Here is a 13,321-nt window from a genome sequence, read left to right on the forward strand (position 1 = left end):
GGCGGGGCGGGCAGTCAGAGGGCAGCGCAACAGGAGACCCTACCCCTGCTGAGCGCCGCTGTCCACGTCGGCCGCCGCTGCGGGCGGTGCCCCACCCGTGCGGGGCACCGCGGCGGGGCCGCCGGTGGCCGGGCCCGTGCGGCCGCGACGTCCTGGGAGTGCTCTCGGACACCGATGATGCCAGCGCCCCGGCCCGGGGCCAGCCGCCACGCCGGGCGCGGGACGGCGCCACCGGCGGTCCCCGGCGTGTCCCGGGCGGGCCCCCGGACGCGGACAGGGGCCGCTCCACCGGAGTGGAACGGCCCCTGTCGTCAGGTGCGGGTGGTGCTACCCGGCGAGCGCCGGGGTCCCGGCGGCCGAGGCCACCGGGAGGGGGGTCACTTGACGGTGACGGTGGCGCCGGCGCCCTCGAGAGCGGCCTTGGCCTTCTCGGCGGCGTCCTTGGCGACCTTCTCCAGGACGGGCTTGGGGGCGTTGTCGACCAGGTCCTTGGCCTCCTTGAGGCCGAGGGACGTGAGGCCGCGCACCTCCTTGATGACCTGGATCTTCTTGTCGCCGGCAGCCTCGAGGATGACGTCGAACTCGTCCTGCTCGGCAGCGGCCTCGGGAGCGGCACCGCCACCGGCGGGGCCGGCAGCAGCGACGGCGACGGGGGCAGCGGCGGTGACGTCGAAGGTCTCTTCGAACTGCTTCACGAAGTCAGACAGCTCCAGGAGCGTCATCTCCTTGAAGGCGTCGAGCAGCTCGTCGGCGGAAAGCTTGGCCATGGTGTCTCCTAGGGGGTTCAGTCGGTGCTGACCGCGGTGTCCGCGGCAGCATCGGTCGTGTCGGGGGTGGTGTCAGCAGCAGCGGTGTCGTCGGCGGCAGGGGCCTCGGCGGCGGGCAGGCTCTCGCCGGCCGCCTCCTTCTTCTCCTGCAGCGCGGCGGCGAGCCGGGCGACCTGCGACAGCGGGGCCTGGAACAGCCCGGCGGCCTTGGTCAGGTTGCCCTTCATGGCGCCGGCCAGCTTGGCCAGCAGGACCTCACGGGGCTCGACGTCGGCGAGGCGCGCGACCTCGGCTGCGTCGACCGTGCGGCCCTCGACCACGCCGCCCTTGATGACCAGGAGCGGGTTGGTCCGCGAGAAGTCGCGGATGGCCTTCGCCGCCTCGACCGGGTCGCCCTCGATGAAGGCGATCGCGGTGGGGCCGGTGAGCAGCGGGGCGAGGTCGGAGTGACCGACCGCGTCCGCCGCCCGCTTCGTCAGGGTGTTCTTGACGACGGCGTAGCTGCTGCCCGCACCGAGGTCACGGCGCAGCTTGGTCAGCTGCGCCACGGTGAGCCCGCGGTACTCGGTGAGCACGGCCGCACTCGAGTTCTGGAACCGCTCGGTGATCTCCTCGATCACCGCGGCCTTCGCCTGCGTGGGCATGGGCCTCCTCTCGTCTGTCGGGCGACCACCGGCGGAGCGCACTGCGGGTGATCGGGCCCGGAGACGAGGAACGCCCCGGCGCAGGGCGCACGGGGCGAGGGACGGGCCGCGGATGCGGGCGCTGAGCCCGTGCCACGACGCGTTCGTCGAGCCGTCCACCTGCGCAGGACGTCCGGAGTCCGGACCTTCGATCACACGCGGACGTGCGACGACCAGCGGTCTTGGGGGGAACAGCGGCAAGAGTACACGGGCCCGGGGACCGGCGGCCACCGGCCCGGGAACGCCGAACGGCGCCGCCCCTCAGGGACGGCGCCGTTCGGTCGGCCCCCTGCAGGGGCCCGCCACGAGCTAGCGAGTGGCGGGGGGCAGGGGGTCCTTCATCAGGCGTTGACCTCGTCGACGGTCAGGTTGCGCGTGCGGTTGGGGTCGACCGGGATGCCCGGGCCCATGGTGGTGGAGACGGTGACCTTCTTCAGGTACCGGCCCTTGGCCGCGGACGGCTTGGCGCGGAGCACCTCGTCGAGGGCGGCGGCGTAGTTCTCCACCAGCTTGGTCTCGTCGAAGGAGGCCTTGCCGATCACCAGGTGCAGGTTGGCCTGCTTGTCGACGCGAAAGTTGATCTTCCCGCCCTTGATGTCGTTGACGGCCTTGGTGACGTCGGGGGTCACCGTGCCGGTCTTCGGGTTCGGCATCAGGCCACGGGGGCCGAGGATGCGGGCGATCCGGCCGACCTTGGCCATCTGGTCGGGGGTGGCGATCGCGGCGTCGAAGTCCAGGAAGCCGCCCTGGATGCGCTCGATCAGGTCCTCGGCACCCACGACGTCGGCGCCGGCGGCGGTGGCCTCGGCGGCCTTGTCGCCGGTCGCGAAGACGATGACGCGGGCGGTCTTGCCGGTGCCGTGGGGCAGGTTGACGGTGCCGCGCACCATCTGGTCGGCCTTGCGGGGGTCGACGCCGAGACGGATCGCGACCTCGACGGTCGCGTCGTACTTGGTGGTCGAGGTCTGCTTGGCCAGACCGGCGGCCTGGAGCGGGCTGTACAGCGTCTCCTGGTCGACCAGCTCTGCGGCCTTGCGGTAGTTCTTGCCGTGCTTCGCCATGGTGGTGCTCCTCTCCCCCGCTACCGGGGGTCCTGTGGTGAACGGGCCGGCGAGGCCCTCCCACTACTGCTGGGTCGTGCGGGCCTCTCGCAGGGCCCCGCCGCGAGCTCGCTCGTGGTGGGGGGCGAGAGGGTCCTTCACTTGACCGTGATGCCCATCGACCGGGCGGTGCCGGCGATGATCTTCTCGGCCTGCTCGAGGTCGTTGGCGTTGAGGTCTTCCATCTTCACGGTGGCGATCTCGCGGACCTGGTCACGGGTGACCGTGGCGACCTTGGTCTTGTGCGGCTCGCCCGAGCCCTTCTCCACACCGGCGGCCTTCAGCAGCATGCGGGCTGCCGGGGGCGTCTTGGTGATGAAGGTGAAGGACCGGTCCTCGAAGACCGAGATCTCGACGGGGACGATGTCGCCGCGCTGCGCCTCGGTGGCCGCGTTGTAGGCCTTGCAGAACTCCATGATGTTGACGCCGTGCTGGCCGAGCGCCGGACCCACGGGCGGCGCGGGGGTGGCCGCGCCGGCCTTGATCTGGAGCTTGATGACCGCGGTCAACCGCTTCCTGGGGGGCATGACTTCCTTCTCAGTTGTAGACGTGGAACGGTTCGGCCCCCTCGTGGGGTCCCACCCCGAGCTCGCGAGGGGTGGGGGGCGAGGGGGTCCTCCTTCAGATCTTGGAGACCTGCGTGAAGGACAGCTCGACCGGGGTCTCGCGGCCGAAGATCGAGACCAGCACCTGCAGCTTCTGCTGCTCGGGGTTGATCTCGTTGATGGTGGCCGGCAGCGTCGCGAACGGGCCGTCCATGACGGTGACGGACTCGCCGACCTCGAACTCGGCGACGGCGGCGGGGCTGGCGGCGGGAGCCGCCTCGGTCGCGGCGGCCGACGTCTCCGGGATGGCGGTGACCAGGAGGTTGACGACCTCGTCGATGCTCAGCGGGGAGGGCTTGGAGGTCGCGCCGACGAAGCCGGTGACGCCGGGGGTGTTGCGCACCGCGCCCCACGACTCGTCGTTGAGGTCCATCCGGACGAGCAGGTACCCGGGCAGCTTCTTGCGGCTGACCTGGGTCCGCTTGCCGTTCTTGATCTCGGTGACCTCCTCGGTGGGCACCTCGATCTGGAAGATGTAGTCCTCCATGTCCAGCGACGTGATCCGGGACTCGAGGTTGGTCTTCACCTTGTTCTCGTAGCCCGCGTAGGAGTGGATCACGTACCAGTCGCCGAACTGGCCCTTCAGCGTGCTGCGCAGCGCCTCGGCCGGGTCCTGCTCCTCGGCCACCGCGGTCTCGAGGGCGTCGGTCACCAGCGGCTCGTGGTCGGGCGCCGGCTCGGCCGTCGGGTCGCCGACCAGGGCGTCGTCGACGGAGCCGCGGCTGCTGTTGGCGTTGCCCGAGACGGGCGCGTCGCCCATCGGGTTGTCCGCGGTCAGGTCCGGGCTGTCGAGCGCCCCCTCGACGGCGCCGGTCTGGCGGACGCCGGACTCGCTGTCGGGGAGGACGTCGGCGTCCTCGGTGTCGGTGTCCTGGTCGGCGGTGTCGACCGATCCCTCGGCGGACCCGGTGCTGTCGTCGGTGCCCGTCTCGAGGTCGGTGCTGCCGCGCACGTCGAACCGGGCGTCGTCGAGGTCGATGGCCTCGACGGCGCTGTCGGTCTCGAAGGGCTCACGGGGGTCGGTCACAGGGTCTCTTCCTTCTGGAGGGCGGTGCAGTCGCTGGGGGCGGTCAGCCGAAGACGGCGAGCACGCCCTGCGCGAAGAGGATGTCGAGGCCGGCCACCAGGGCGACCATGAACGCCACGAAGATGATCACGACGGTCGTGTAGGTGATGAGCTCCTTGCGACCGGGCCAGATGACCTTGCGCAGCTCGGCGACGACCTCGCGGAGGAAGCGGCCGATGCTGCGCTTGCGACGCAGCTCCGCGGCACGGGCCCGCTCGGCCTCGGCCCGCGAGCGGGTGCCCGCAGCGGTGGCCCCACCCTCGGTCCGGTTCGCCGGCCGGGTGGCCGCACGACCGCGACGCCGGGTCGGTGCGACCGTCTTGTCCTCGTCGTGCTCGGCCTCGTCCGCGATCTCCGCCTCGGCCGCCTCGAGCTCCGCGGCGTCGTCGACACCGGGGGCGTCGGCGTCCAGCGGGTCGACGCCGGGCTGCTCGGCGTCGGGCCGGGTCGGCTCGCCGTCCTTGTCGCTCACAGCGCCTCGCTCACGTCGGTCGGGCTCTCTTCGGTCGGTCGGACGGTGGCAGGGGTGACAGGACTTGAACCTGCAGCCTGCGGTTTTGGAGACCGCTGCTCTGCCAATTGAGCTACACCCCTAGGGGAGGAACGGGCCCGCGTGCGGCGCGATCCGTGCTGCGTGACGCTCCCCGGGAGGAGCCCCCGGGGCACGCCGGTGGCGGGGTCCGACTGGCCCCAGCGGTCGAGTGTACGGGACCGCCTCCCGGGACGGCGAACACGCCCGTCGGCGCCCTCACCGGGGCAGGTCGTCGGGGTCCAGCGCACCCGCCTCCTCGAGCACGGTCAGCGCGGCGGGCAGGCCGGCCAGGGCGTCGGCCACGTCGGCGGGCGTGGCGGTCGTCCAGGCGGCCGCGTCGACGTAGCAGCGCAGCGCCGCGTCGAAGGCCGCCGCGCCGACCCGCTCCCGGGCGGTGAGCAGCATCGCCGCACCCTTGCCGTAGACCGCCCGGACGTAGCTGCGGTCGTCGGGGAAGTCGGCCATCGAGCCGCCGACGTCCCCCTCGGCCGCCAGCGCCCCGGCCACCTGCGCCGCCGGCGGCTCACGGGTGACCGACTCGGCGTAGCTGGCGAAGGACTCGTCCAGCCACGGGTCGCGGAACTGGTCGTCGCCGACCATCCCGTAGAACCACATGTGCGCCACCTCGTGCACCAGCACCTGCTCGTCGGCGCTGGCCAGCAGGACCGAGGACGGGTACTCGATCCCGCCGCCGAGGTCCGGCAGCCACGGCACGGTCAGGGTGGCGTACGGGAACGGGCCGAACCGCCCGCTGAGCGTCTCGACCGCCGCGGCGGTCACCCGGGCCAGCCGGGCCGGGTCCCGGCCGGCGCCGGGCAGCACGCCGGCGGTCACCCGGACGCCGTCCACGTCGGTGTCGGCGGTGGTGAACACCCCGGCGGCCACGCTGACGTCGCGCGCGACGGGTTCGTGCGAGGTCCAGGTGCGCCGGCCGTCGCGGGCCCGGGTCGGCTCGCCCTGGTCACCGGTCATCAGCACGGTGAGCTCGGCCGGCGCCTCCACCGAGACCGTGGTGTCGCTGACCGGGCTGCTCGTGGTCTCCCCGGTGAGGGCGGTGAACGGGTTCCGCGCCCAGCCCACCCCCGGCTCCCAGGCCAGCAGCGGCGCCCCGCTGCCCCACCAGGAGACGTCGGGCGCGGTGCCGAGCCGCTCGAAGCCACCCCCGCCGAGCCGGAGCGTGAAGTCCAGAGCCACCTCGGTGGACTCCCCGGCCGCCAGGGTGCGGGTGAGGGCGAGGACGTACCGGCCGCCCGGGTCGCCCGCCCCGGCGCCCTCGTACCCGCTCCCGGCGACGTCGGCCCCGCGGACGGCGTCGACGGTCAGCCGGTTGCCGCGCGTGGTGGCGTCCGGCCCGTTGGGGACCAGCCGGAACACCAGCTCGGCCGTGGGCAGGTCCGGGGTGAAGACGACGGTCTCGGTGCCGGTGACCGTCCGCCGGTCGTCGGCCAGGGAGAACGCGAGGTCGACGACCGGCCGGTCCGGGTCGGGGGACGCCCGGCCAGTGGCGCACCCAGCCGGTGACGACGCGGCGGCCGGGGACCCGGGGGCGGCGCCCTGCCCGGTGCACCCGGTTGCGCCCAGGAGCAGCACGGCGAGGGCCAGCGGGGTCAGGCGCCGGCGCATCGTGGTCCGCCGGGCGGGGCTCAGGCCAGCGCGACGACGGCGCGGGCCAGGGACAGGACCTTCTCGCCGCCGCTGGTGACCGTCAGGTCGACCCGCACCCGGCCGTCGTCCAGCAGGGCGGCGACCCGGCCGCGCACGGTGAGCTCCGCGCCGTCGGCGTCGTCGGGGACGACCACCGGCCTGCTGAAGCGCACGGAGTACTCGACGACCGCCCCCGGGTCACCCGCCCAGGCGGTGACGGCGCGGGCGGCGAGGCCGGCGGTGAGCATGCCGTGGGCGATGACGCCGGGCAGGCCGACCTCGCGGGCGACCCGCTCGTTCCAGTGGATGACGTTGAGGTCACCGGAGGCGCCGGCGTAGCGCACCAGGTCGGCGCGGGTGACGCGGGAGACCTGCTCGGGCAGCTCGGTGCCGACCTCGACGCCGACCGGGCGGGGGCTCATGCCGCGCCCCGGGCGACGAGCATGGAGTGGGTGGTGCAGACCGGCTCGCCGTCCTCGGTGGCCAGGTCGACCCGGGTGGTGAGCATGTCGTTGCCGGCCACCGTGCGCACCGCGTCGATCGTGGCGGTGGCGACGAGCCGGTCACCGGCCCGGATCGGGCGGTGGTGGGTGAACCGCTGCTCGCCGTGCACGACCCGGCTGTAGTCGATGCCGACCTCGGGGTCCTCGACCACGACGTTGCCGGCACCCAGGCTCAGCACGATGGCGAAGGTGGGCGGGGCGATCACGTCGGGGTGACCGAGGGCGCGTGCGGCCGCGGCGTCCCGGTAGACCGGGTCGGGGTCGCCGAGCGCGGTGGCGAACTCGGCGATCTTCTCCCGCCCGACCTCGTAGACGGCAGAGGGCGGGTAGCTGCGCCCGACCAGTCCTGCGTCCAGCGCCATGCTCCCGCCCTCTCCCCTACGACCGTGCGGTCAGCGCGTCTCGCGGTGGACCGTGTGCTTCCGGTCGGTCGGGCAGTACTTCTTCAGCTCGATCCGGTCGGGGTCGTTCCGCCGGTTCTTGCGGGTGATGTAGTTGCGGTTCTTGCACTCCTGGCAGGCCAGGGTGATCTTCGGACGGACGTCTGTGGCTGCCATGGGTGCATCCTCGCCTTGTCGGTGGTCGAGAGGTCTCGACGCTCTTCGGGTCGTGCCCGTGTCCGGCAGGGGCCGGACACGACGACGGACCCCGGCTGGCGGGGTCCGTCAGGAGTAGCGGTGACCGGACTTGAACCGGTGACACAACGATTATGAGCCGTTTGCTCTACCAGGCTGAGCTACACCGCCGGGTGACCGCACGGCCCGGGTCTCGCGACTGGACCGGTGGTCAGAACTCGATCCTACGAGCCCCTTTACGGAATCGAACCGTAGACCTTCTCCTTACCATGGAGACGCTCTGCCGACTGAGCTAAAGGGGCGTTGCTCGGAAGCGATGGAGACTCTACCAAGTCGCTGTGGGCGACTCGGCGGCCCCCCTCGACCGCGCTCGAAGACTGTAACAGGCACCCCGCGCGGCCCTGCCGGGAGGCTCGCCGGGGACCCGCGGACGACGTGCTCGGCGGTCAGGTCCGCACGAACAGCCGCCGGTGGGTGGCGCCCGGCGGCGCCGACCGCACCCCGGTCCGGGCCAGCAGCCAGCCCTCCAGCCGGTCCTCCGGCAGCGGCCGGCTCACCAGGAAGCCCTGCAGCTTGTCGCAGCCCATCTGGGCCAGCAGGTCGCGGGTGACCTCGTCCTCGACACCCTCGGCGACCACCCGCAGGCCCAGGTTGTGCGCCAGCTCGACGATCGAGCGGGCGATGAACGACTCGTTCTGGCTGGTCGACATGCCCAGCACGAAGGACTTGTCGATCTTCAGCTCGTCGATGGGCAGCAGCCGCAGCTGGGACAGCGACGAGTAGCCGGTGCCGAAGTCGTCCATCGACAGCCGCAGCCCCAGCGCGTGCAGGTCGGCCAGGACGGTGCTGTTGCGCACCGTGTCGTCGACGACGCTGCCCTCGGTGAGCTCGAGGGTGAGCAGCTCACCCGGGACGCCGTGCTCGCGCAGGGCGCTGCGGATGCGGTCGACGAGGTCGGGCTCGACCAGGCAGCGCGCGGACAGGTTCACGGCCACCGAGAGCGCGATGTCCTGGTCCAGCCAGCGGCGGCACCGGTCGAGCGCCAGCCCCAGCACGTGGTCGGTCAGCAGACCGATCCGGCCGATCTGCTCGGCCAGGCTGATGAAGTCCTCGGGCGGGATGTCGCCGTAGCGCGGGTGGTGCCAGCGGACCAGCGTCTCGACCGAGACGATGTCGGCGGTGCGGCTGTCGATGATCGGCTGGAAGACGACGCTGATCTGCCCCTCGGCCATCGCGGTCTCCAGCTCGGTGCCCAGCTGCAGCCGGCGCAGGCTCTGCTGGTCGAGCACCGGGTGGTACGTGGCGACCCCGGCGGAGGTGTGCGCGGCCAGCAGGGCGACGTCGGCGCGCTGGATGAGCGTGCCGGCGTCCGAGCCGTGCACCGGCGCGGCGGCCACCCCGATGGTGAGCGAGACCTCCAGGTCCAGGCCGGCGACGCGCGCCCGGGTCGAGGCGGCCTCGCGCAGCCGGCGGGCAGCCCGCTCGGTGGCCTGCAGGGAGAGTCCGGGCAGCAGGACGGCGAACTGGCCACCCTCCATCCGGGCGACGACGGCCTGCGGCGGGGCGTGCTCGCGCAGCAGTCCCGCGGTGACCAGGAGCAGCTCGTCGCTGGCCGCGTGGCCGAGGGTGTCGGTGACGTCGGTGTAGCCGTCCAGCGCGGCGAGCACCAGCCCGGCACGGGCGTCGGCGGGGTCGGCGGCGAGCAGCGCGTCGATCTCGGCGGCCAGCCGCTGCCGGTTGGGCAGCCCGGTCAGCCGGTCGTGGTCGGCGTCGTGCCGGATCTGGCTGAGCAGCTGCTGCTGGCGGATCGCGGCGTTGACGTGGGTGAGCATCGACTCCAGCGCACCGCGGTCGCCGTCGCCGAAGGTGACGACGTCGCTGCGCCGGTCGCAGACCTCCAGGTAGCCCGGCTCACCAGCCGCGGTGGTCACCGGCGCGCCGAGCACCTCGCGGGCGCCCCGCCGGGTCAGGGCGGCGGCCTCGGCCTCGTCCGCGCGCGCCAGCGACGTGAGCACCGGCCGGCCGGTCTCCCGGGTCACCGCCCGGCGGCGGAGGAGGTCGTCGGGGTCGCCCGGGCCGTCGTACCAGCTGAGGTCGCCGTCGGCGCTGTCGACGACCAGCTGGGGCCCGTCGTCGAGGTAGGGCGGGAGCCAGAGCGCCACCCGGTCGGCGTTGAGGAGCTCGCGGACGGCGCGGACGATGTCGCGCGTGCCCGCCTCGTCCGGGGTCACCAACTCGACCCGACGGGCGAAGTCGTAGACCTGCTGGACGGTCGCCCGGTCACGACGGGCCCGCGCCGACTGCCGGAAGATGGCGACGAAGGAGAGGACGAGCGGGACGATGAGCGCCCACGTCCACGAGGTCTGGCGGGTGAGCAGCAGGGCGATGACCCCGACGACCACACTGAGCGGGCCGAGCGCGAGATTGGGCGCCGCAGCCAGCGGCAGCTTCCACCCGGGCCAGCCGTCGGTCAGCGCCACGGCGTAGCTGACCCCGACCATGCTGACCAGCCCGGTGGCCAGCACGGCCAGCACGAGCGACAACCAGCTGACCGGCTCCTCGATCCGGAGCGGCGGCATCACCGACAGCACCGCCAGCGCGACGCACACCTCCGCGACGGACAGCGCGATGTTGAAGACGATCTTCGGTGGTGGCCAGTGCTGCCACAGCAGCACCGCGACGACCGCGACGGCTCGGGCGGCGGCGGTCCAGAACCCACCGACCTCGACCAGACCGACGACGACGGCCACCTCGGTGGGCGACAAGGAGATGGTCTGGTCACGGAACTCGACGTCGAACTGGACGGACTCGGTGAACAGCAGACCGACCAGGAGCAGGCCCACCGCCCACAGCTCAGGCGTGGACCACGAACCCGGCAGCGTGACCGCAGCCAGCACGGCCGCGACGGCCGCACCCGACAGGGCGATCGTCCACGGTCGCGCGGAGAGGGTGGCCCCCTTGTGCTCGGGGGCGCCGGACTGGGACAACGTGGGCCTGTCTGTGGGAGGCGGCTCTCGGTCGAAAGGTAACAGCGACCACCTCCCTCCAGGGCGTTTCGAGGGCACCCTCCCACCAACGGGTGCCCTCGTCACCGCCTCGAGGTCAGCGACCCCACTTCCAGTTGCGGCCCCACTTCCAGTTCTGGGCGGCAGCAGCGGCGGAGACGGAGGAGGTGAGGGCGACAGACATGGGGATCTCCTGGAAGAGGACAGCCGACGGGAGGCGCGGCAGCCGCCCACGCGGGGGCAGAGCGTCGTCCGGCACAGACCGCAATGGGGAGATTGCAAGGTGTCACCCACACGGGGCAAGCGTTGACTCCACCGGGTGAAGCGCGTCGAGTGTGTCGCTACTCACGGTAGGTGAACATTCGGTCTACGTCAGTGACCCGGCCGCGCAGCCGGCCCCTCACTGCGCTCCTCGGGCTCCAGCAGGTCGCCGTGCACGTCCTCCCACTGGTCCAGGACGGACGTCCCCGGCGGCGCCGGGCGGCCGAGCACCGCGGTCGTGCGGGCGAAGCCGGCCTCCGCCGCCCCGCCGACGTCCGGCGACCCGGCGCCGTCCGCCGCGAGCACGGCCCCGGCCCACCGGCGGGCGTCCCAGGCCGCGTAGCTGGCGCCCCTGTCCGGGCCGATGTCGACGGTCCCGTCGAAACCGAGCCACTCCTGGGCGGCCCCGGCCAGCTCCCCCACCACCTCACCGGGGAGTCCACGGACCAGCGTGGTCGGCCCGGTCACCGCCATGGTCCAGAGGACCTCCCGGTCGACGGCCCGCTCGTGCTCCCTGCTCCAGGCCAGCACGTGGCCGATGCGCTGCCCGTACTCCTCCACGGCGACGAAGCCGCCCGCCACCTGCCCGGCCGCCGGTCCGGGCGGGCCGGCGGCGAGCGCGGCGCGCACGGCGGCGCCGACGGTCCGCACCCGGTCGTCATCGGCCAGCAGGTGGCCCAGGCCGCGCAGCGCCGTGTCGGTCGCGGGGTCCACTCCCCCGTCGCCCGGGCCGGTGGCCGCGCCGAGCACCGGCAGGACGACCTCGACCTGGCCCGCCACCAGGTCCGCGACCGCCCCGCCGACCGCCGTGAGCGTGGCGCCGTCGACCAGCACGAGCTCCGCCGTGCCGGGGCGCAGGCCCTGCCCCAGCGCGTGCAGCACCGACGCGGCGACCTGCGGAGCGCCCGGCGCCCGGGCGGCCAGGCCGACCACCTGCGCCAGGTCGCCGGCGCCGGCCGGCCACTGCCGGGCGAGCAGCCCCGTCCACTCCTCCGGCCCGGCCAGCAGTGCCGCCGCTGCGGCCGGGTCGCCCGCCGCGGCCAGCACCGACAGCGCCGCGGCCACCGGGTCGGCGCGGGTCGCAGTCGTGCGCTGCACCGCGGTCGCGCCCTGCGCCCTCTCCCGGGCGAGCACCTGCCGTCCCCAGCCGGCGGCCAGCGCTGCGCCGCTCCCCGCCCGCCCGCCGGCGGCCAGCGCGGTGAGGACGACGCCCATCCCGACCGCGGCGACGTCGGGCGTGCCGTCGTCGCTGGCCGGGTCGACCCGGACGGCACCCAGCACCTCGGCCGCCCGGCTCCCCGATCCCGCCGCACCGGCCGCAGCGGCGAGGAGCCCGGCCAGCGGCTCCTGCTCCGCCGGGACCGACCGGCCGCCCAGGACGGTGAGCAGCCAGGCCACACCGTCCTCGCCGAGCCGGCCCAGCAGCGCGTCGGCGAAGACGGGGGCCGAGGCGTGGGCGGTCCAGCGGCGGGCCGCGGCGTCGAGCTCCTCGGCCGTGCCCGGGCCTCCGAGGTCGCGGGCGGCCTCGACGCCCAGGGCCGTCAGCGCGCCGTCGCCCCAGCCGGGCAGCACCCCGGCCAGCCGCAGGGTGACCCGCTCGACGTCCCCGGGCACGGCCCTGCCGCCGAACGGGGCGCTCAGCGAGCCCAGGGCCGCCGCGGCCCGCGCGGCGTCGTCGGCCAGGTCGTCGAGCAGGGCGGCGTGCTGAGCACCCCGCGCGGCGTCGTCCCGCTCGACCTCGGTCACCACCGCGGCGGCCGTCGACGGGGCGGGCCCCGGGGCGGCGGCGAGCACGGTGGACAGCCGGGCCGTGGCCACGGCGAACTGGTGCCGCTGCTCCTCGCGCAGCGACGCCACGCGAGCCAGGACCGACGACCACAGCTCCGCGTGGCCGCCCAGCCGCGCCGCTGCGGCGGTCAGCGCGTCGTGCAGGTCGGCGGCCACCGCTCCGGCGGCGGCGATCTCGGCGGCCGCTGCGTCGGCGTCCGCCCCCTGCCAGCCCGGGACCGCGCTGGCGGGCTCCAGCAGGTGCACCGTGAGCCCGGCCGAGAACCCGGCGGAGGTCAGCTGGTCGACCACGGCGCCGAGCGCCTCTCGTGACCCGGGCGGGTCCGGCAGCGGCACCGGCGGGGGCAGCACCGTGCTCACGCGGGCACCCCGGACCCGCGCGCCGGCAGCAGCGAGCCGTCCAGGTGCAGCCAGGAGTCCGCGGCGGCGGCCACGGCGCCACCCAGCCAGGACAGCTCACCGGCCAGGCAGCCGCCCGCGGTGCGCACCGTCTCGGTGAACCCGAGCACCGCACCGCCCAGCGGACCACCGACCGGCTGCGGCTCGACCGCGGCACCGACCTGGACCGCGCGGACGGACGCACCGTCGAGCACGCCGGCCAGCGCGTACAGCTCCACGGGGAGGACCTCGATCGCCATGACCGGGGAGTCTGCGGCCTGCCGGCGCGCCGCCCCGGACGTCGTCCACAGGGTGGGGCCCGGACCGACACCGGATGCCGCCCGTCGTCCACACCGTCCACAGCCGCTGTCCACAACCGGTGGACGACGCGGACCCGGCGCCGGGCAGGCCCTA

Annotated in this window: 12 protein-coding genes, 3 tRNA genes and 1 pseudogene; all 16 read right to left on the reverse strand. The window is 74.2% G+C overall.

From position 1 onward, the window contains the following. Positions 1-377: 377 nt before the first annotated feature. On the reverse strand, positions 378-767 hold the full coding sequence (gene rplL / locus ACGBYP_RS07830; protein WP_411582731.1) for a 50S ribosomal protein L7/L12: 390 nt from the start codon (positions 765-767) through the stop codon (positions 378-380). A gap of 125 nt (positions 768-892) precedes the next feature. After that, positions 893-1,411: pseudogene (gene rplJ, locus ACGBYP_RS07835) on the reverse strand (50S ribosomal protein L10); the annotation flags it as partial. Positions 1,412-1,791: 380 nt separating this feature from the next. Further along, positions 1,792-2,511, reverse strand: coding sequence for a 50S ribosomal protein L1 (gene rplA, locus ACGBYP_RS07840; RefSeq protein ID WP_411582732.1), 720 nt, complete (start codon positions 2,509-2,511; stop codon positions 1,792-1,794). A 137-nt stretch (positions 2,512-2,648) separates the two neighbouring features. Continuing rightward, positions 2,649-3,077 carry a 50S ribosomal protein L11 gene (rplK, locus tag ACGBYP_RS07845; protein ID WP_411582734.1) on the reverse strand — a complete coding sequence of 143 codons (429 nt, stop codon included), beginning with the start codon at positions 3,075-3,077 and terminating at the stop codon, positions 2,649-2,651. A 94-nt stretch (positions 3,078-3,171) separates the two neighbouring features. After that, the gene (gene nusG / locus ACGBYP_RS07850; protein WP_411582736.1) at positions 3,172-4,182 is read right to left on the reverse strand and encodes a transcription termination/antitermination protein NusG; all 1,011 of its coding nucleotides are present in this window, start codon (positions 4,180-4,182) and stop codon (positions 3,172-3,174) included. A gap of 43 nt (positions 4,183-4,225) precedes the next feature. Beyond that, entirely contained in the window at positions 4,226-4,693 is a 468-nt protein-coding gene (gene secE / locus ACGBYP_RS07855; RefSeq protein ID WP_411582738.1) for a preprotein translocase subunit SecE, read from the reverse strand. Positions 4,694-4,739: 46 nt separating this feature from the next. Continuing rightward, positions 4,740-4,815: transfer RNA gene (locus tag ACGBYP_RS07860), tRNA-Trp, on the reverse strand. Positions 4,816-4,969: 154 nt separating this feature from the next. Then, positions 4,970-6,376: a M1 family aminopeptidase gene (locus ACGBYP_RS07865; protein WP_411582740.1), complete on the reverse strand. Its 1,407-nt coding sequence runs from the start codon at positions 6,374-6,376 to the stop codon at positions 4,970-4,972. Positions 6,377-6,396: 20 nt separating this feature from the next. Beyond that, entirely contained in the window at positions 6,397-6,819 is a 423-nt protein-coding gene (locus tag ACGBYP_RS07870) for a MaoC family dehydratase (protein WP_411582742.1), read from the reverse strand. Beyond that, the gene (locus ACGBYP_RS07875; RefSeq protein WP_411582744.1) at positions 6,816-7,262 is read right to left on the reverse strand and encodes a MaoC family dehydratase N-terminal domain-containing protein; all 447 of its coding nucleotides are present in this window, start codon (positions 7,260-7,262) and stop codon (positions 6,816-6,818) included. Before ACGBYP_RS07875 ends, ACGBYP_RS07870 begins: the two co-directional genes overlap by 4 nt. Before the next feature lie 30 nt (positions 7,263-7,292). Next, on the reverse strand, positions 7,293-7,457 hold the full coding sequence (gene rpmG, locus ACGBYP_RS07880) for a 50S ribosomal protein L33 (RefSeq protein ID WP_014742879.1): 165 nt from the start codon (positions 7,455-7,457) through the stop codon (positions 7,293-7,295). A 115-nt stretch (positions 7,458-7,572) separates the two neighbouring features. After that, positions 7,573-7,646: transfer RNA gene (locus ACGBYP_RS07885), tRNA-Met, on the reverse strand. A gap of 58 nt (positions 7,647-7,704) precedes the next feature. After that, positions 7,705-7,777 (reverse strand) — tRNA-Thr (locus ACGBYP_RS07890). Positions 7,778-7,921: 144 nt separating this feature from the next. Further along, positions 7,922-10,462 carry a putative bifunctional diguanylate cyclase/phosphodiesterase gene (locus ACGBYP_RS07895; RefSeq protein WP_411582746.1) on the reverse strand — a complete coding sequence of 847 codons (2,541 nt, stop codon included), beginning with the start codon at positions 10,460-10,462 and terminating at the stop codon, positions 7,922-7,924. A 390-nt stretch (positions 10,463-10,852) separates the two neighbouring features. Next, positions 10,853-12,889: a hypothetical protein gene (locus tag ACGBYP_RS07900; RefSeq protein WP_411582748.1), complete on the reverse strand. Its 2,037-nt coding sequence runs from the start codon at positions 12,887-12,889 to the stop codon at positions 10,853-10,855. Continuing rightward, positions 12,886-13,167: a hypothetical protein gene (locus ACGBYP_RS07905; RefSeq protein ID WP_411582750.1), complete on the reverse strand. Its 282-nt coding sequence runs from the start codon at positions 13,165-13,167 to the stop codon at positions 12,886-12,888. The genes ACGBYP_RS07900 and ACGBYP_RS07905 overlap by 4 nt, the downstream gene beginning before the upstream one ends. Positions 13,168-13,321: the final 154 nt, after the last annotated feature.

Source organism: Modestobacter sp. SSW1-42 (assembly GCF_046635825.1).
GTDB lineage: Bacteria > Actinomycetota > Actinomycetes > Mycobacteriales > Geodermatophilaceae > Modestobacter.

Coding starts and splice junctions, on each gene's coding strand:
- ACGBYP_RS07875 (WP_411582744.1), bottom strand. CDS start 7,262: ATGGCGCTGGACGCAGGACTGGTCGGGCGCAGCTACCCGCCCTCTGCC.
- ACGBYP_RS07870 (WP_411582742.1), bottom strand. CDS start 6,819: ATGAGCCCCCGCCCGGTCGGCGTCGAGGTCGGCACCGAGCTGCCCGAG.
- rplA (WP_411582732.1), bottom strand. CDS start 2,511: ATGGCGAAGCACGGCAAGAACTACCGCAAGGCCGCAGAGCTGGTCGAC.
- rplL (WP_411582731.1), bottom strand. CDS start 767: ATGGCCAAGCTTTCCGCCGACGAGCTGCTCGACGCCTTCAAGGAGATG.
- rpmG (WP_014742879.1), bottom strand. CDS start 7,457: ATGGCAGCCACAGACGTCCGTCCGAAGATCACCCTGGCCTGCCAGGAG.
- ACGBYP_RS07905 (WP_411582750.1), bottom strand. CDS start 13,167: ATGGCGATCGAGGTCCTCCCCGTGGAGCTGTACGCGCTGGCCGGCGTG.
- rplK (WP_411582734.1), bottom strand. CDS start 3,077: ATGCCCCCCAGGAAGCGGTTGACCGCGGTCATCAAGCTCCAGATCAAG.
- ACGBYP_RS07865 (WP_411582740.1), bottom strand. CDS start 6,376: ATGCGCCGGCGCCTGACCCCGCTGGCCCTCGCCGTGCTGCTCCTGGGC.